Origin of the sequence: Pseudoalteromonas sp. T1lg122, from assembly GCF_002964825.1 — a bacterium.
GTDB classification, from domain to species: domain Bacteria; phylum Pseudomonadota; class Gammaproteobacteria; order Enterobacterales; family Alteromonadaceae; genus Pseudoalteromonas; species Pseudoalteromonas gelatinilytica.
The window spans coordinates 64,668-84,121 of sequence record NZ_PQCG01000023.1 but is presented as its reverse complement, the minus strand read 5'-3'; the positions used below and the strand labels follow the sequence as shown (position 1 = coordinate 84,121).

At 42.0% G+C, this 19,454-nt stretch carries 16 protein-coding genes and 1 pseudogene; 6 read left to right on the top strand and 11 right to left on the bottom strand.

The window, feature by feature from the left end; genetic code table 11:
- Positions 1-86: 86 nt before the first annotated feature.
- Entirely contained in the window at positions 87-668 is a 582-nt protein-coding gene (locus C2M33_RS10590) for a DNA-J related domain-containing protein (protein WP_063700695.1), read from the top strand.
- 9 nt (positions 669-677) lie between these two features.
- Here C2M33_RS10590 and dbpA read toward each other — a convergent pair whose 3' ends face one another.
- A complete protein-coding gene (dbpA, locus tag C2M33_RS10585; protein ID WP_105174421.1) occupies positions 678-2,066 on the bottom strand; it encodes an ATP-dependent RNA helicase DbpA in 1,389 nt (462 codons plus the stop codon).
- A gap of 187 nt (positions 2,067-2,253) precedes the next feature.
- Here dbpA and C2M33_RS10580 point away from each other — a divergent pair, with 187 nt between their 5' ends.
- Entirely contained in the window at positions 2,254-3,210 is a 957-nt protein-coding gene (locus tag C2M33_RS10580) for a tetratricopeptide repeat protein (protein ID WP_105174420.1), read from the top strand.
- Positions 3,211-3,522: 312 nt separating this feature from the next.
- Here C2M33_RS10580 and C2M33_RS10575 read toward each other — a convergent pair whose 3' ends face one another.
- Positions 3,523-5,484, bottom strand: coding sequence for an alpha/beta hydrolase family protein (locus C2M33_RS10575; protein ID WP_105174419.1), 1,962 nt, complete (start codon positions 5,482-5,484; stop codon positions 3,523-3,525).
- Positions 5,485-5,592: 108 nt separating this feature from the next.
- On the bottom strand, positions 5,593-6,498 hold the full coding sequence (locus C2M33_RS10570) for a DUF808 domain-containing protein (protein WP_105174424.1): 906 nt from the start codon (positions 6,496-6,498) through the stop codon (positions 5,593-5,595).
- A 113-nt stretch (positions 6,499-6,611) separates the two neighbouring features.
- Here C2M33_RS10570 and C2M33_RS10565 point away from each other — a divergent pair, with 113 nt between their 5' ends.
- From C2M33_RS10565 to C2M33_RS10550, 4 genes are all read left to right on the top strand, one after another.
- Entirely contained in the window at positions 6,612-6,899 is a 288-nt protein-coding gene (locus C2M33_RS10565) for an MliC family protein (RefSeq protein ID WP_063700686.1), read from the top strand.
- Between the two features lie 85 nt (positions 6,900-6,984).
- On the top strand, positions 6,985-8,451 hold the full coding sequence (gene ubiD, locus C2M33_RS10560; protein WP_105174418.1) for a 4-hydroxy-3-polyprenylbenzoate decarboxylase: 1,467 nt from the start codon (positions 6,985-6,987) through the stop codon (positions 8,449-8,451).
- A gap of 87 nt (positions 8,452-8,538) precedes the next feature.
- Positions 8,539-9,252, top strand: a complete 714-nt coding sequence (fre, locus tag C2M33_RS10555; protein ID WP_058585406.1) for an NAD(P)H-flavin reductase — start codon at positions 8,539-8,541, stop codon at positions 9,250-9,252.
- 145 nt (positions 9,253-9,397) lie between these two features.
- Positions 9,398-9,814, top strand: a complete 417-nt coding sequence (locus C2M33_RS10550; protein ID WP_054554669.1) for a CBS domain-containing protein — start codon at positions 9,398-9,400, stop codon at positions 9,812-9,814.
- Positions 9,815-9,831: 17 nt separating this feature from the next.
- Here C2M33_RS10550 and add read toward each other — a convergent pair whose 3' ends face one another.
- The 8 genes and pseudogenes from add to cyaY all read right to left on the bottom strand — a co-directional run bounded on the left by add (position 9,832) and on the right by cyaY (position 19,454).
- Positions 9,832-10,833: an adenosine deaminase gene (gene add / locus C2M33_RS10545; RefSeq protein WP_105174417.1), complete on the bottom strand. Its 1,002-nt coding sequence runs from the start codon at positions 10,831-10,833 to the stop codon at positions 9,832-9,834.
- A 103-nt stretch (positions 10,834-10,936) separates the two neighbouring features.
- Positions 10,937-13,633, bottom strand: coding sequence for a CHASE domain-containing protein (locus tag C2M33_RS10540; RefSeq protein ID WP_105174416.1), 2,697 nt, complete (start codon positions 13,631-13,633; stop codon positions 10,937-10,939).
- Between the two features lie 30 nt (positions 13,634-13,663).
- Positions 13,664-14,773: a heme biosynthesis HemY N-terminal domain-containing protein gene (locus tag C2M33_RS10535; protein WP_105174415.1), complete on the bottom strand. Its 1,110-nt coding sequence runs from the start codon at positions 14,771-14,773 to the stop codon at positions 13,664-13,666.
- A complete protein-coding gene (locus tag C2M33_RS10530) occupies positions 14,770-16,593 on the bottom strand; it encodes a uroporphyrinogen-III synthase (RefSeq protein ID WP_105174414.1) in 1,824 nt (607 codons plus the stop codon). Before C2M33_RS10530 ends, C2M33_RS10535 begins: the two co-directional genes overlap by 4 nt.
- A gap of 1 nt (position 16,594) precedes the next feature.
- A complete protein-coding gene (gene hemC, locus C2M33_RS10525) occupies positions 16,595-17,533 on the bottom strand; it encodes a hydroxymethylbilane synthase (RefSeq protein ID WP_105174413.1) in 939 nt (312 codons plus the stop codon).
- A 36-nt stretch (positions 17,534-17,569) separates the two neighbouring features.
- Positions 17,570-18,457 (bottom strand): DUF2914 domain-containing protein, encoded by an 888-nt coding sequence (locus C2M33_RS10520; RefSeq protein WP_105174412.1) that lies wholly within the window; start codon positions 18,455-18,457, stop codon positions 17,570-17,572.
- A gap of 21 nt (positions 18,458-18,478) precedes the next feature.
- Positions 18,479-19,134 (bottom strand): annotated as a pseudogene (locus tag C2M33_RS10515) (alpha/beta hydrolase).
- Positions 19,131-19,454, bottom strand: coding sequence for an iron donor protein CyaY (gene cyaY / locus C2M33_RS10510; protein WP_054554661.1), 324 nt, complete (start codon positions 19,452-19,454; stop codon positions 19,131-19,133). The pseudogene C2M33_RS10515 and the gene cyaY overlap by 4 nt, the downstream one beginning before the upstream one ends.

The following is a 19,454-nucleotide window of genomic DNA, read 5'->3' as shown; positions in this document are numbered from 1 at the left end:
ATCTAAAAAACAATAGCGTAGTTTCAAAAAAGCAGCTGTGATAGCGTATACCACTGTAGATTACACTAAAGATAGGCTTACGAACAATGGTTAACCCACTGATTGATGAGATTTTTTACCTTCTTTTGGAACAACCAACATGGAAGGTTCATACGCTTGCCAGCGCTCTCAGTGAATCAGGAAAAATTGAACCATTAGACGCTGACCCACAAAAAGATCTGTTTAAACGCAACTTTTTAGTTATGAATGGCCTTTATCAGCTGCAAACACAACTCGCACCAGAGCAACAACTACAAATTGCCTCATTACATATTGAGCTTGTTAATGAGCAAATAAGTAATGCATTAGAAAGTCACGATCCGCTACGGGATTACTATTTAGATTGGCAAAACTTTGATACAAGCAGCGAAGAAATTGATGCGTTATTAACTGATTTTTGGCAGCGTTTTTCGTCATTTAGCCAAAAAAAGGGCATTCACCCGTTATCTCAGCAACAGCTATTAGACTTACAGCAGGCGTGGCAACTACCGGTGGGGTTTTCTTTAAAAGAGTTACAGAAACGCTGGCGGCAGCTCGCATTAAAACATCACCCAGACCGCCAAGGCTGTGCAATTGAGTTTAAGAAAATACAACTCGAATATGAGCAACTTAAAGCAAGCTGCTCATAATTTACCAATTTATCTGCTCAAACGTCGTGCGCGAATCTTACGCTTTTTAATATTACCTTCAGTTAATTTACGTAGCGCAGGTTTTGCAGCAGCTCGCTCTACAGCAATAAAGGCAACATTATCAAGCACATTAATTTTACCTACTTGATGACCAGCAATACCTTCTTTACCCGTTAATGCGCCTAAAATATCACCAGCACGAATTTTTTGCTTCTTGCCAGCATCAATCATAATGGTTGCCATGGTTGGCTTATAAGCGGGCTTTTCTAGCAAGCTAAATGGCGGAATTGGTTCCGGGTCAAAGTCACGCTCGTAGTGGTCGCCAATTTGTGCCACTTTAAATTGCTCAGCTTCACCATAAATAGAGCATGCAATACCCTTTTTACCTGCTCGACCGGTACGACCAACACGATGTACATGGGTTTGTGGGTCATGTGCAAGGTGATAGTTCACTACCATGTCCATATCGTTGATATCTAAGCCGCGTGCGGCAACATCCGTTGCAACCAGAATACAGGCGCTTTTATTAGCAAAGCGAATTAAAGTGCGCTCACGTTCACGCTGATCTAAATCACCGTGTAAGGCAACTGCACTAAAACCCTCACCATAAAGATCATCACAAATCTGTTGTGTTTCAACTTTGGTGTTACAAAAAACCACACAGCTTTCTGGTTGGAACTTCAGTAGCAACAGCTTCAATGTATTAAAGCGCTGTTTGTTGTTATCAAGCTTGTAAAAGTATTGTTTGATTGTGCTCTTTGTTTGTTCTTCTTCAACCTTAATCATTTCTGGATTGCTAAGCACTCGCTCTGCAATCGCTGCAATTGATTTTGGATAAGTCGCACTGAACAATAATGTTTGGCGTTGGTTAGGAATGCACTCAACAATAGCATCAAGGGTATCCTGAAAACCCATGTCTAGCATTTGATCAGCTTCGTCTAACACTAAAGTCTCGACATCATCTAAGCGCAATGTGCCTTTGCGAATATGGTCATCAACACGACCAGGCGTGCCAACAATGATATGCGCACCATGTTCTAATGAGCCAATTTGTGGACCAATAGACACCCCACCACATAAGGTTAAAACTTTAATATTGTGAATGCCACGGGCAAGCTTACGAACTTCTTCAGCAACTTGCTCTGCTAACTCTCGGGTTGGACATAAAATGAGAGACTGAATACGAAACCTTTTCACATTTAACTTAGCCAACACACCTAGACTAAACGCAGCCGTTTTACCCGACCCGGTTTTAGCTTGGGCAATAATGTCTTTGCCTTGCAAGATCACTGGCAAGCTTTGCGCTTGCACAGGCGTCATTTGCGTATAACCTAAAGTTGATAAGTTATCGGTTAACTCTTGCGGCAAAGCCAAAGATGAAAAAGCAGTAGCAGTCACAGTAATATTCCAAACTTGATAATTGAGGGACATCCTCGAAGATGCTGTGGATCATAGCAGAGAATGTTCTGTTTCTCTAAACGAAAACACTGTTCGACTCGTTTAATTCATATTTAGTTACAGTTTGACGCTTTCTAACTCTCTGCATTTGTTCTAGTTTATTGATAGCAATATTCAGGAAGAAACGATGCTTCTATTTAATACCGCACCCGCTGATGTTTTTTATAAAAAACAAAAAACGTGTCCACATTGTCATAGTGAACATTATTCTTTAAGCAATCACAGTAGAGTGTTGCGCTTTACCATTTTGCCCATCATGCCACTCTCTATTAATTATCAAAGGCAATGCGATGACTGTGGCTATGTTACTCCTGCACCTTGGTATTCCCTGCCAGCTCTAGAATTAGCCTCATTTATAAAATACTTTATTGGTCTATTCATCATCGTTTACCTATTCACAAAGGCATTACTTGGTGCGAATGAACAAACTGAGAACGAGCAAACTTACCTAAGCGAGCCTAAGTTATTTGATACCTATTTTGTGTATTCAGATAAATTCACTGGTAAGCCAAAACGTATTAACAATTTGAAAGTGGCACAACTCGTTGAGTTTGACGATAAGAGCATGACATTTAGAATTGCTAACTACACATACAAATACAACAAAGACATCGAGATTGCGATGCGCACCAGTCTGTTAGTGCAAGATGATTACTTTTCTAGTAAAACTCTAACCTTCAGTAAACAACAAATTAAACAGCTGTATGATGACGGCAGCATATATAAAATCATGCGACCTGAGCTTTATAGCTTATTCGGTGGTTTTGTGATGCACCCACCAAGACCCAAACCCTTATACGCAGGTGTGAAGTTAGATAAGTACAATCAACAAGGCATTACTTACTTCAAAGATGGCTTATACAAAGAAGCACTGAATAGCTTTACGCTGTCAGCTGAAGGTGGCTATTCATGGGGACAATTAAACTTAGGTCAGATGTATCGTGACGGCCAAGGCACAGAAATCAATAACGAAAAAGCAGCTTATTGGCTTAACAAAGCCACCTTACAAGGGAATCCGAAAGCGAAGATTGAACTTGCAGAGCTATGTTTGAGTTACGATTGTAGTAAATTAGACACTCAATAACCAATTATCCATAAACATCACTCAGAAGAAACCAAGCTAATAATATGACTCTCGCTATTTACTTTACTTTTGTTATGTTATAACATTTTTACGTGGCGCAGTATTTATATTATTTTGTTGGTTTTATAAATGCGTGTTAGCAAAAGCAGAGTCACTCTCCCTACTCTGTTTTAAATTGCAACTGGGCTGCATTGCTTAATGAACGAATCGTCTTTTGAGTTTGTATAACTTGAAGGAAGACCTTGCACACTAGCACGCTTACGTTCCCGTGCTAAATCTTTGCCGGCGAGGTATCTCGCCGGCATTTTTCTTTTAAAGTTTTAAATGGTCTTCTAAGAAAGCCAGTACTTTTTTATAGTAAAGAGTGCGGTGCTCTTCTTTATAAAAACCGTGGCCTTCATCATCTAGAATAGTAATTTCATATGGGTGCTTAGCTTTTTTCAACGCAGCTTCTAATGATTCTGCTTGCTCAATTGGGGCACGTTCGTCTTCACCACCATGCACAATAAGTACAGGCGCTTTTAGCTTATCAATGTTGTAAACCGGCGAGAATGCTTTTAACTCAGCCTCATCAGTACCAATCACTGTTTTTAGGTAATTAACTCCATAGCTTCGGGCTTGCGTGTCACCCTCTTCATACATAAGAGGCAAGTCGTAAACCCCCATCAGACCTATTGCACACTTGAACATATCCGGCTCGATAATCGCGCTTTGTAATGCAGAGTAACCACCGAAGCTGGCTCCCATAATACAAATATTATCTTTATCAACTGTGCCGTCATTAATTAACAGTTTTACACCATCAATAATATCGTGCTGAATATTTTGTCCCCACTGGCGATAGCCAGCTTCTCTAAAATTCTGTCCAAAACCTGGTGAACCACGAAAATTCACCTTAAGCACTGCCATACCTCTATTAGCTAGCATTTGCGCTTCTGGATCGTAACCCCAATAATCTCTTGCTTGGTAAGGACCACCATGTGGCATAACAACGAGTGGTAAGTTTTTCTCAGCTTTGCCATTTGGCACAGTTAAATAAGCAAGAATTGTTAATCCATCGCGGCTTTTAAAACGCAGTGGTGTGGTTTGCGCCATATCATCTTGGTTTATCCAACCACGCGCAGAAAATAGCACTCTTAACTTATTCTTCTTTGCGTCATACAGATAATATTGCCCAGGGTTTATATCACTTGATGCAAAAATAATATTTTTTGAATCGTCTTCGGTACTGCTGACTAGCTGCACTTGACTACCAGGTAATGCACCTAACATATCTTTAAGACGCTGAGACTTTACTGAGCTACTATCTACAAAAGAGTAGCTTGGATAGTCAGCCTCCGTTTCTATTGCAAATAACTCTTTAGTAACTTCATCAACCCAAATATGTGATGGTGACACATGCTTATCTTGGAAGATTTTCGTTACTTCTTTGGTTTTTAGGTTAATTTTAATCAGGCTTTCTGCTTCGCCACCCTTTGATGCGGTGGCATATACAGACTCACCTGATTTATCAAATGCCTTTAATGAAATATCGGTGTAATCAATACCTTCTAAATCAAGCTCTTTCCAAAAACCGCCCTCAGGCTCTCGAACATGAAGTGTCGCATTGAGGTAATCGTCACTTGATACAGCGATACGAACGTTACCATCATGGTCTGTTAGAAATTCACCCATTGGTGCAGGTGATCGCGTAATTAAAGTGCGCAGACCGCGATATACATCGACTTCATAAACAACGGTAGTTGGCTCATTGGTTGCAGTCCATGGGTAAGTGACAACCAAAACTTTTTTATCATCATGAAGTAAGGGATCTAAAAGATATGAAGTCCCCTCTACAGGTGTTTGTTTTTTTAACCGAGTACCTGTTTGCTGTTCACCATGATAACCAATTACGTATGCGCCACGGCTACCATCAGCGTTAACAGCAAATAACTCACCATAATAAATAGGAGTATCTTGCCAGCCTTTTAAATACTCTTTTTCAAGAATAACACGTTCGTTGTTAACCCAGTGGTATTCGCCAACCTGTGCATTACCCGGAAAAGCAACCGCATGGGTTACGGCAAACTTGGTTGTATCAACAATAATGAGTGAATTTTTACCTTCGTGCTTTTTAATAGCAGCAACGTAATTGCCATCAGGAGAGATGGTTACACGACTAAAGTCATTGCCTTTACTAAAATCTTCTACCGATAATTTTGCAGATTTAGCGAAACTGGTAAATGACAGCGTAAATAACGCTAGCCCCAGCATAAAAGTGAGGTATCGAGACATGATTAACTCCATTTAACGATTTAATTGTTATTTTTAGCTGAGCAATAATAAAGCAAAGACCCTATTTAAGCTACAATAAATTAACAAACCCGAGTTAACAAATGCTATTTATCGACGAATTTTATGCCAAAGTTCAACCACTAATACGACGATCACGCCGGCAACAACGCCCAATAAACCATCAAATATAATTGGCGTAGCCAGCTCACCGGTTTTACCAAGTAAACCCGTTACAAACTCAGTGCTAACCTGCTGGGCGTGATGCAAAACAGGGATCCCATGTACCAATATACCTCCGCCAACTAAGAACATAGCAACCGTTCCTGCAAAGGCTAAAAAGCGCATTAACTTAGGCGCTGCAGCAAGTAAAAACTTACCTACGAGCTCTTTAAACTTACCGCCACTTTGCTGCGCTTTTTGCAGTAAATACAAACCAGCATCATCAAGTTTAACAATCCCTGCAACTAACCCATACACGCCAATGGTCATAATAATTGCGATTACACTGAGCACTAAAGCTTGATTAACCAGCGTTGCGCCAGCAACCGTGCCTAGCGTTATCACGATGATTTCTGCTGAGAGGATAAAATCAGTGCGGATCGCCCCTTTCACTTTTTGCTTTTCGTATTCTTGTAAGTCTTGTTGTTCAACCACACTTTCATCTTCTTGTTGAGCGTGACCAAACAGTTTTTCGATAATTTTCTCTGCACCTTCAAAGCACAAAAACAGGCCGCCAACCATTAACAGCGGAGTGATTAACCAAGGCAACCAAACACTAATCAATAACGCTGCGGGCACTAAGATGGCTTTGTTAATAAACGAGCCTTTTGCTACAGCCCAAACCACTGGTAACTCTCTATCGGCAGTTACCCCTGTGACTTGCTGGGCATTGAGAGCGAGGTCATCACCTAATACCCCTGCTGTTTTTTTTGTTGCGACTTTACTCATCGTCGCAATGTCGTCTAAAAGTGTTGTAATATCATCAAGTAAGGTTAGTAAATTTGTGCCTGCCATGGTGGTTCCTTGCCCATTAAATACACTATCAACATAACTTATCCTGCCATTTTCACCAACGGTTAATTTTTCTTTGTTAGGCTTATAGCTCATTCAAAAATAGAGGTGTTTCTATGATTAAACCACTTCTCTCGGGACTCGCTTTAGTTACCTTGTGCGCGTGTGCTGAGCAAAGTGCACCGAGCAATTATCTGTGCGATGAGACCCTTAGCGCCAGTATCGTTGAATACAGTGATGATGAAGCCAGACTGACATTTAAGGACGCTGAATTTTCACTCAATCGCCAAGTAAGCGGCTCAGGGGTTAAATACAGTGCAGATAATGTACTGTTTTGGTCAAAAGGCGATGAGGCCATGCTGATTTTAAAAGGTAAAAAGTACCAATGTAGCTTAACAAAGTAAGAGTAAATGCTTTCGTGGCTAAATTAGCTTAATCAGTGGTTTTGAGTATAATAGCGACAGTTTATTCAGCGTTTAAGCGGCTATAATGAAATACAAAGATCTTCGCGAATTTATCGAGTTATTAGAACAAAAAGGTGAATTAAAACGGATCAAACAAGAAATTGATCCTTACCTTGAAATGACCGAAATTGCCGACCGCACGTTACGTGCCGAAGGCCCTGCTCTGTTATTCGAAAACCCTAAAGGTCACACCATTCCCGTTCTTGCTAACCTTTTTGGTACGCCCAAACGTGTAGCTATGGGTATGGGCCAAGATGATGTCAGTGAACTGCGCGAAGTCGGTAAGTTATTAGCTTTTCTAAAAGAGCCTGAGCCACCAAAAGGTATTAAAGAGGCACTAGGGCAAATCCCAGTATTCAAGCAAGTATTGAATATGCCTGCAAAAGAAGTAAAAAAAGCACCTTGTCAGCAAGTGATACTTGAAGGCGATGATGTTGACTTAACGAAGTTACCTATCCAACATTGCTGGCCGGGTGATGCAGCTCCTTTGATTACATGGGGCCTAACGGTTACTAAAGGGCCTTATAAAAAGCGCCAAAACTTAGGTATTTACCGTCAGCAGCTACTGGGTAAAAACAAAATTATTATGCGTTGGTTATCGCATCGCGGTGGCGCATTAGATTTTCGTGAATGGTGTAAAGAGCACCCAGGTGAACCCTACCCTGTATCAGTGGCATTAGGTGCTGATCCTGCGACAATCTTAGGCGCTGTAACACCCGTCCCTGATACCCTAAGCGAATATGCGTTTGCTGGTTTACTACGCGGTAGTAAAACTGAAGTCGTAAAATCGATTTCAAATGACCTACAAGTGCCTGCTACTGCTGAGTTCGTGCTTGAAGGTTATATTATGCCGGATGAAACAGCACCAGAAGGCCCTTATGGCGATCACACCGGTTACTACAACGAAGTAGACGAGTTTCCGGTGATGACGGTGACTCATATTACACATCGTGAAAACCCAATTTATCACAGCACTTATACTGGCCGTCCACCAGATGAGCCAGCAGTACTCGGGGTTGCATTGAACGAAGTGTTCGTACCAATTCTGCAAAAGCAATTCCCTGAAATTGTAGATTTTTATCTGCCACCTGAAGGCTGTTCTTATCGTATGGCTGTGGTCACCATGAAAAAACAATACCCGGGTCATGCTAAGCGCGTAATGATGGGGGTGTGGTCTTTCTTGCGCCAATTCATGTATACCAAGTTCGTGATTGTTTGCGATGATGATGTAAACGCACGCGACTGGAACGACGTAATTTGGGCCATTACCACACGTATGGACCCTGCTCGCGATACGACGATGATCGAAAACACGCCAATTGATTATTTAGATTTTGCATCGCCAGTTTCTGGCCTTGGTTCAAAAATGGGCATGGATGCGACTAATAAATGGCCTGGCGAAACAGATCGTGAATGGGGTGAGCCCATTGTCATGGATCCAAAAATCAAAGAACGTGTTGATGAATTATGGGACAGCTTAGATATTCTCTAGGCTGTGACTATGTTAAACTGCTCAAAATTTAACGGTTATGAGTGCGATTCATAACCGAATTTGCTTCTGTGCTTATAAAGGTAAACTATGCAAACATTACTCGCTGACGTTGTTGCGATCAGCCCGCTTACAGACCACGTACATAAGGTCATTTTGAAACCACAGCAACCTGTGTCATTCGAGGCAGGCCAATATATGCAACTTGTATTAGGCGAAAAAGATAAGCGCGCCTTTTCTATTGCAAGCCGCCCATCACAAACTGAGCAAATTGAACTACACATTGGTGCCGCGGGTGCTGATTCGTATGCGATGCAAGCGCTTGATCATTTACGTCAAGCACATACAGAGCAACAGCAAGTTAATGTTGAAGTAGGTTTAGGCGTATCACAGCTGCGAGTTGAGGGTGAGCGCCCAATTATTCTACTCGCTGGCGGTACTGGCTTCTCTTACGCTAAATCAATGGCTGATCACCTTGCTGAAATTGGCTGTGAGCGTCCTGTATTATTTTACTGGGGTGTACGTGAGCAAGCTGCACTTTATGCTCATGATGAAATGCAAGCATGGGCAAACAGCAACCCACATTTCCAATATATTCCTGTGGTTGAAAATGCACCGCAAAGCTGGACTGGCAAAACCGGTTACGTCCACAAAGCCGTTATGGAAGATATCGTGTCTTTAGAACCATACGATATTTACATGGCAGGCCGCTTCGACATGATTGGCGTGGTTCGCGATGATTTTATTAATCATGGTGCGGTACGTGAGAACATGTACGCCGATGCATTTGCATTCATTAAATAACTTACTCATACAGGTTATTTTTAAGGCATCCAATTGGATGCCTTTTTTATTTGTTTTACCTATCGCCTTAATCCATCTAAACGATTTCACAAACTGCATTTCCTTGACCATACTCTGATTAGAATAACGATGGGGAGAGACCCAAATGCTAAATACAAAAGTACAAGATTTTATGCAACGTAAGTTGCCACACATTACGCCTGAAACTGAAATGACCACCGCAATTAGCGAGCTACAAAAGTTTAAATTATTGGGCGCACCGGTATTTGATGATAACAAAAGCCTAGTCGGCTTTATTTCTGAACAAGAGCTGCTGCAGCCGCTTATGCAAAACAGTTATTTCTGCGATGGCGTGGTAAAGGTAAAACAACTCATGCGCACCGATGTTGTTACCGTGAGTAGCGATCAAAATATCATTGAGTTGGCTGATGCCATGAAAACGGGTAAGCCAAAGAATTACCCAGTTATCGAGGGTGGTAAGGTTGTTGGCATGATCAGCCGAGGTGACGTGCTCAAGGCATTATATGAAAACTACGTTTCATGCCAAGAGCACCAAGTATAGGATGACGAGTTAGCTGCTTAACGATTAGCAGCTAACTGTTTTAAAGCCGCTTTATCAGCATCGCTTAAATAAGCAATTTCAAGCGCATTAGCTTGCGCTTTTTCCATATCGGCTGGGCTTAAACCTGCCGCAGGTGCTGCTACTTGATACTCATAGGCTATTTCAATACCTTCAACTGCCGGATCATCGGTATTAATTGATGCCAAAATACCATGGTCTAAAAAGGTTTTTAACGGGTGTTTAGCAAGCTCAGCAACAGTACTAGTTTGGATGTTACTGGTTAAGCAAGACTCAATACCAATGCGCTTATCACGTAAATAATCCATTAGCGCAGTATCTTCAATCGCTTTTACACCATGACCAATACGCGTTGCACCAAGCTCGTTAATTGCTTGCCAAATACTTTCGCTGCCTCGCGCTTCACCTGCATGAATAGTGGCTGCTAAGTATGCATCGTGTACTTGCTTAAAGTGATCAACAAATAACTCGCCCGGAAAGCCAATTTCATCGCCAGCTAAATCAACCGCAACTAAATCATTTTTAAAAGCTAGTAGCGCATCAAGCTCTTGCTGACAGATTTTAGTGCCATATGTACGCGACATAATGCCGATTAAGTTGGCTTTGATTGGCGCGTTTTGACACGCACTTTTAACACCATCAACCACCGCTTCGACAACACCTTGCGGATGTAGGCCTTGGCTTTGCGCCATATAATATGGACTAAAACGAAGCTCAACGTAATCGAGGTTTTGGGCAATCGCATCTTCAACATTTTCGATAGCAATACGACGACAAGCATCGTAATCACCCAGTACTTTTACACCCCAATCTAGCTTTTGTAAAAACGCCACTAAATTTGGCTCAGGGTCGATAACCTGTACGTGCGGAATAAGCGCTTCAATGTTATCAGCAGGTAATTCAAGATTAAACTGACGACCAAGGTCTAAGATCGTTTGTGGGCGAACATTACCATCTAGATGACGGTGAATATCAAGCAAAGGGAGTTTGTTATTGATCATAATTAGCACTCAGGTTCAGTAAATTTGCGCGGATCATACGTACCCACGGCGATATTTCAAGTTTAGATGATTTTATTTACTTTTTTGAGGTCAAATGTCTGCTTTAATGGCTGCTATCATTATGCAAAAAATGCCACAAGGTTTTAAAAAGTTTATCAGCATCAATTGGTTTAGTTAAATAACCATTCATACCACTGGCTAAGCCTTTCTTAAGGTCATCATCATGGGCATTTGCCGATAAGCCAATGATCGGTAAATCGGTTATCAGTAATTCATTGCGAATAACCTTGGTCGCTTGTAAGCCATCCATATTCGGCATTTGAATATCCATGAGCACAAGGTCATAGCTTTTTTCACTGATCATCTTAATAGCCTCATGGCCATCTTTCGCGATATCAGGTTGGCAGCCTTTAGTTTTTAAAATCGAACTCGCCACATGTTGATTCAATGGATTATCTTCAACCAATAGAATTGCATCATCGGCAAATGACACAGCAGTCACATCGATATCTGCTAACTCATCGTCACTATGAACGACCTCTTCAAGAGGTGATTCAAATGGCAGCGAAATTGTAAATGTTGATCCTTGCCCTTCAGTGCTACTGAGGCTTATCTCGCCTCCCATCATAACAATGAGTTTTTGACAAATACTCAAGCCTAAACCTGTCCCGCCAAAGCGACGAGAGGTTGAGCTATCGGCTTGTGAGAATGGTTTAAACAGGCGCTGTTGTGCCTCTTTACTGATGCCGATACCCGTATCAATAACACTAAAGTAAGTAAATTCGCCCTGCTGCCAAATACGTAATGTAATCGTACCCTCTTGGGTGAACTTCACCGCATTATTTAACAGATTCAACAATATTTGTTTTAAACGAATTGGGTCGGTGTGGAGCAGTAAGTGTTCAGATGCATCAAACTCAACACTAAATTCTAACGAGCGAGAGTTAAGTTCAAACTGCAATAAGTTAGTCAGCTCACTAACCAACGCATTCACATCTATGGGTTCTTGATGTAGCTCCAATCGCCCAGCTTCAATTTTAGAAAAATCTAAAACATCATTTATTACCCGTAATAGTACATTCAATGCACCATCTGCTTGATCAATATAACCACGAGCTTGTTGCCAGTCTTGCTCTTGCATCGCTAAATAATGCAACCCCTTAATACCATTAATAGGCGTGCGTATTTCATGGCTCATATTTGCCAAGAACTCACTTTTAATTTGGCTGGCTTTATCGGCTTTTAGTTTTTCTTCGCGAAGGCTTTGAGTTTGTTTCGCGACCTGCTGACGAATTTGAATATTTGTGCCGGTTACTGAAATCAAAAAAGTGATCAATAACCAAACAAACAGCATACCCACTATTTGCGCCAGCCAATAAGGCAGCCATGATGATTGTGCTACTGACTCCCATAATTTCACCTGCCATACACGCTCACCAATAATAAAGTTAAAGCTCGCAATGGCCGTTGTGCCAACACGTTGGGGGTTATAAATTTCGACTGGGTTACTGCCGTCGGTAACATCATAGAAGCTGGCATCAATCTCTGTGTTCTGATTAAAGTTAAGTGTTTGTGCTAACACTTCTAAATTGACCACTGCAACAACATAACCTCTAAACCCGACTTGGTGATTAATGTCTGAATAGACAGGGTTGAAGAATAAAACGCCCTTTTCGTTGCCATCACCTTGCATCAGGGTAATAGGCTCACTGACGGTAACATTTTTAATTAATCGAGAGTCTGTTAATGCTTGTTTGCGTAATTCGTTTGAGGCCAAATCAAAACCTTGCGCGGGTTCGTTCCCTGCTAATGGGTGAATATATTGCACCGGAAAATACACAGCTCGCTGACTCACTGGCTGCCACTGCCCAGCAGCATTTTTTTCTTTCACGTAGTAATCAGCGCCCAATTCATCACGCAATAAGTTTTGATAGTTGTTTAGTTGTGAGTGAATAACTTTAGGCGCCCACTCAAGAGCAAGGATTTCTTCGCTGTATTGCATTTGTCTTGCTGTAAAGCGCTTAAACTCATCAAAATCAACTACGTCACTACTAGCAAAAAAAGTGGCGAGTAAGGCTAGGTGCGACTTAATTTCATCAACTTGGTGTTCAAGATTAGTATGAATCGCACTAACTTTGGCTTGCTGGCGTTGTAAGTCTTTGTCTTTTTTTACACTGGCTGCACCATAAAAACTGACACAAATAACCATATAGATTAATAGCGACGGCACAATAATTTGTAGTCGCTGGCGGGTATGATGGTAACTAAATGCAGCTAACACTAATGGCGTGAAAATCAGCACCCCAATACTGTCGCCAATCCACCATGCAATAAAATTATTAAGTGCCGCATAACTCGGAATAACATTATTAATGACCAGCAAGCCTGTGCCAATTGAAGCCGCAATCAAGCTACACAGAGGGCCACCAATCATTAAACCAAGCACACTTTGCTTTAATGACGATAATTCAATCGGGCGCTTAGCGACATGAATAATAATGTAATAGGCAAGCCAAGCTTGGAATGTTGATGCAGTTGTTACACCAATAGCCTGCAGCATCATTTGCCAATGGAAAATATCGGTAGCTTTATCAAGGTGAATGAGGTTTACAAAGAGCGCCCCTAGCAAAACTCCTGGTAGGGCTCGATTTCGAAGTAGCAAGATACTGGCAAGCGCAATACCAGAAGGCGGCCATGCAGCAACCGCATAACCATCAATCGCCAGCAAAGAATTACTTAAATACCCTGTAAGAAAGTAAGCTAGTGCAATACTTATTGTCAGTGTAAATAAGTTCTTCAAGCCATCGCTCCTTTGCTGCCTGGAGTAAAATTATTGATAGAGTACCAATGCTTTTTCTGGCTGGGCACTTTTACTATAACTGAGTACCGCTTGCTGCAAATAGGCATGGCGATTATTTGCATTAAGCGCTTTATCAAACACTCGCGCAGCTAAGTCATATTCACCATGAGCATTCGCTAAACACGCAAGAGCTAGTAGCAAATCTGTATTCTCGGTGTCTTTTTTCAATACATCTTGCAAGCTTGCTTGTAGCTTGAGTGCATCGCCAGCGCTACTAGTACGTAAAATACGTGCTAAGTCTTTATGCTGCAGCGGTTTTTTGATCATTTTAATTAAGCTTAGCTCAATTTTGTTTAACTCACCTGCTTTTGCCATCGCTGCTAAATAGCTTACCTCAGCATATGGTTTCAGGTTTTTGGCTAATTGCTCATATCGTTCAGATAAATCCGCGTTTGACTGCGCTGCAAAGTAACCGTCAAACAGTTGTTGCCACTCTTGCTCAGAAAGTGCTTTTTTACGTAATAAACGCGGCATAAAGTCATTTAATGCTGCCCACTTTTGCTCTTGCACTAAAACATGGGCATACATCTTAAGCTCTAAACGAGTGGCTTTTTTACGCTCAGCTAAGGCTTTTAGGTCAGCAAAAATAGTGCTGGTTTCGCCACTGGCGATCCATAAATTAGCGACTTTTAGCTGCTTATCTTGGCTTATTTTATCAAGAAAGCTAATTGCTCTTTCGCTGTCATTGTTTGCGAGTGCTGCTTTAGCAAGAAGCGCGTAACGTACATCGCTCCACTTTTCTGCCACGCTATTGTTATCAAGAGCAAGCTCCAGCTGTGCATAATCGTTATTGATTAAGCTCCATACACCTTGCTCAATAGCCGCTTGTTTACGCTCTTCACTGCGCGCAAAAAAACCATGGCGTGTATGGCTATATAAAGACATTACGTAACGACAAAGCTTATAAAGCAAAAACAGTGCGGCAAATGCTAATATTAAAAGTGCTGTGATGCCCCAAATAGTGCCTTCAATGGTCGTTTTATTAAAGGCAATTAAGACATAACCTTTTTGGTCTATAAAAAAGGGGGCTATCCCCAAGCAGCCTGCAATTGCAATAATGATTAATAAAAAGCGGATCATTGTGCCCACTCCTTCACCTGCTCAGTACTTTGCAGTGACACTTTTGGGCTAAAATCGAGTTGCTCTTTAGAAAGCTCAGCAAGGCTTTTTAATGCCGCTTTTGTTTGTGCATCATCTTGCTTAAAGTAATCTTTTACCAAGCTATGTGCAGCATCAACAGCACTAAAATACACACTGCTTTGCTTACTTAATACCGCATCTTGCGCTTGAGCTAAGTATAAACTCAGACGTTGTTTTACTAAGTGACGCTCTTGTTCACTTAAAAATGGTGCGATAACCATATCTTCACGTGTGCGCACTGTAACAAAGAAGTCTTTAAACTGCTGCCATGACTTAGCAAGGTTCTGACGCCACTCACTGACATTTTCACTTAGTTGATTTGGGTCTTCTTTGACGACTTCTTCAGGTAGAGAAATAGCATTAAATAGAAGTTCATCCACTTTTTGATTAATGCCATGCAGTTTCAAATAAATTGCTTCAACAGCAACAGGCTCTATGGCATTCAAGGTTTGTAAATCTTGGTGAATTGCTTGGCGAATAGCCCCTGTACCTGGGTGTTCTGCAAGCAAGCTATCTAAGCGCGATAACACAGCTGCAGCCCCTTGATAATCGTGCTCAGCCCATAATTTAAATTCGGCCATACGTTGCAGGCTTGTGACTTCTTGCGGATTAAGCGTGAAAGTTTGCTGCTCGGCGCGCTTTAAAGCCGCTTGTAATTGCTGCTGAGTTTGCTCAGCACTTTCATTCAGCGCATCAGTGACCTTTTGCTCACTGTTATAAAGTGAATGTTGTAATGTTTGCTGTGCGCTTTTTAATGCATCAATTTGCTGCTGTAAGCGTAGGTTTTCATCTGTCAGCTCAGTTAATGCTACAGCCGATTGCTGATCGCTATATAATTTGTGATAAAACTCATAGCCAACCGCAGAAGCCACTAAAAGTGAAATAAGTAACGCTAAGCTACCTGTTTTGCTGATGCCTTTTTTAGCTTGCACAGGCGCTTTCGCCCCACTATTTGCCGTTGTTTGCGCTTTTTTCTCTGGCTGTGCAGTCACTGCTTTTGCGGGTTGTTTTGATTCTGCTTCACTCATTTTGCTACCTTGCTGATTAATGCAGGTGAACATAGCGCTATCGCTCGCCCCTGCAGCAATATGTATCTGTGTTCTTGCGACATTTTGTTGCTTTAAATAGTCAGCGATACGCTCACTGGCAACGAAAAATTTCCGCTCTTTCAACCATGCACGCTGAGGCTCATTTAAGCCATTAAAAATGGCATCCACCGCTGCATTACTGGTAATGACTATACCTTCTACATCAATTGTTTGCCAGTGGTCCATCCACTTGCCCGGTTCGCTCTCAATTGCGCTCCGCTTGTAAACAACCAACTGATTTAACAAAGCACCACGTTGTTTTAAAGTTTTTGCTATGGTCGTGCGCCCGCCTTCACCTTTCACTAAAACAATGTTACTTAGCTCAACATCTTGCAGCGTTTTTAATTCAAGCAAACCTTCTGAATCATGCTGTTTGGGTACTGCAGCACGACGCCCAAAGGCTTCATAAACCGCATCAGCAGTTTGCTGACCGACCGCATAAAGTTGCGCTGCTTTGTTGATGGTTGGTGTGAGTTTTAACAAGGCATGCACGGCATCTTGCGAGATAAAAATGATTTTATCGGCATTTTCTAGCGGTGCGAGTTCACTACTATTAACAGTGAGATAATCTAAGGTAAGGACTGGACACAGGGTTGTTTGATAACCCGCCTGCTGAAGCTCAAGAGCAAGCTCAGTGCCTTTTCCTTCTGGACGAGTTATCAAAATATGCATATTAAGCGTCTCTATATACTTCAGCTAAAATTTTATCAGCACCTTGCTCAAGTAACTTTTCAGCAAGTGTAATACCTAACTGCTCTGCGTCAGCCACTGGACCTGTCACTTCATCACGTAGCATTTGGCTGCCATCAATAGCGCCCACTAAACCACGTAAATGAACTTGCTCACCCTCAACCAATGCAAATGCACCAATTGGCACTTGGCAACCACCTTCTAAACGGCGATTCATAGCACGCTCGGCATTAACACGAATACGAGTTTCAGTATGTTCGAGTGGCGCTAATAATGCTTTTGTTACTTCGTCATCAATACGGCACTCAATACCCACAGCACCTTGACCATTTGCAGGTAATGATACTTCTGGCTCGATAAAAGCTGTAATACGCTCAGGCATTTCTAAACGAATTAGACCCGCTGCAGCTAGAATGATTGCATCATATTGACCATCATCTAGTTTTGCTAAACGCGTATTAACATTACCGCGTAAATCACGAATGTCTAAATCTGGGCGAGCTTCGCGAATTTGGCATTGGCGGCGTAAGCTTGATGTACCAACAATAGCACCTTGTGGTAACTCATCTAAGCTTTTGTAGTTGTTTGATACAAACGCATCGCGTGGGTCTTCACGTTCACAAATAGTGTGTAATGCTAGGCCTTCAGGAAACTCAACAGGCACATCTTTCATTGAATGCACCGCAATATCTGCACGGCCATCTAGCATGGCTTGCTCAAGCTCTTTTACGAATAAGCCTTTACCACCAATCTTTGCCAGTGGCGTATCAAGGATAATATCGCCTTGCGTCGACATAGGAACCAACTCTACCGTTACGTCGTCATGGAAGTGCTCTAATTGAGCTTTTACAAATTCTGCCTGCCATAAAGCAAGTGCACTTTTACGGGTAGCGATACGAACTAGTTTTGTTGTCTGTGTCATGAAAAATCCAATTAATTATCAGGCTGATACTAAATATTACTCAGCTAAAATTCTAAATTCTTTTTGGGCCAGTAAGTTGCCCTCTGCGTCAATAACTTCAACACGCCAATCACCCAATTGCTCTGGCATGATGTTTTTCGTTGAATAAGTACGAAAACGTGGGCTACTTACCGCTAATTCAATTGAAGCAAGCTGTTGATCTTGGTAATACCATTGATGACGAACAGTTTGCCCTTGCATATTTCTAAGCTCGCTAAAAAAGCTCAGGCTATTGCTAATTTGCGCTAATTTTACATCGTTTTTAAGAACGTTTACTGGTTCTCGATCAACAACATCGGTAGTTAATACTGCGCGGCTTACTTTATCTGTGTCTATTTTAGCGCCAATTGCGACACTGGCAATATGTGCTGACTGTGAAAACTGCTGCTGAGCATCGGGCGCTGCAGCAATCTCTGCTTGCTGTTCTGTTTGGAGTGGCTCTTCATCAAGAGTGACCGCTGATGTTTCCGGTTGTTGCGCGTCAACAACCTGTTCACTGTCGATCTCAGCCTCTACTGTCGTAACCTCAGGTTCTACAATGTTTGAGCTCACAACCTCTGCTTTAGCTGTTTCTGTGTTATCAGCCAGCGGTGTTTGCTCATTCATAGACGGTGCGACGATTTCTTTTGGCTCTTCTTGCTCAGCGTCATTCAAAGGCGCTTGTAGCTCAGCATTTGCAAACTCTGATTGCGGCTCATCTTGCGGTGATTGCTCTGCATTTACAGCGCCAATAAAGCTATACACTAATATAGCCAGCGCAACTAAGATAACACTGCTAACCATAAAGATGCGTCGCCAATGCCATTGATAGGTCACTGCCGTCGGCGCTGAGTTAACCGGTTCAACGGTATTCATATTTGCTGTAATTACAAGTTTCTTTGTCATGTTGGCCTCTAAAACCAAAAATTAACTCAAGCGAGCAATTAACCACTCTCGAATAGCCATTAGTTCTTCACCACAAACTTGGTGCGCCATCGGATAGTCTTGCCAGCTTACTTCCATGTTATTTGCGCTAAGCACGTCAAATGCTTTCTGCCTGCGCTATGCGGTACCACATCGTCAAATCGACCATGTGCCATAAAAATATTTAACCCCTGCTGCTTGGCTTCATCGGCTAATTTTGCAGGCACACACATGTAGGTTGAAAGTGCCATTACACCCGCTAATTTATAATCTAGACGTGGCGCTAAGTGCAGCGATACCACACCCCCTTGCGAAAAACCGGCAAGAATAATTTTGTTAGGAGCGATACCTTTTGCAATTTCTTGGTCAATAATTGCAGCCACTTTTGCAGCAGATTCACGCACTCCTTGCTCATCAGCACGCTTATCTAAATCCATTGATTTAATGTCGTACCAAGAGCGCATTGCCATCCCACCATTTAAGGTGACCGGTTGCACTGGCGCATGTGGAAACACAAAACGCACACCAAGCTCTTTTGGTAAAGCAAGTTGCGGTGCAACGGGCGCAAAACCATCACCTGAATCACCTAAACCATGTAGCCAGATAACCGTTGCTTTGTGATCACCTTGCGCTGGATATTCAACAAACTCTAAACTCATAGTTCAGAACGCCATTCAATTGTTTGACCTGCTTGGCGAGTTGCTGCATCACACATAAATTGCCAAAACTCTGCACCTGAGCGGTTATCAATCCACTTATCGTCGCGTAGTTCAAAATGGTGACCGTTAAATTTAGTCGCTACCCAAACTTGGTGTAATGGTGCTTGCTTGTTGATCACTATTTTACTGCGATCAGGAAAGATGATTTCTAAAATACCTGACGCTGATTCATAGTCTAAATCGGCATCACATTCATCGATTTGCTCTTCAATAGTTAGCATTAATGCATCGGCTAGTGTGTGGTATTCATGATCAGTCAT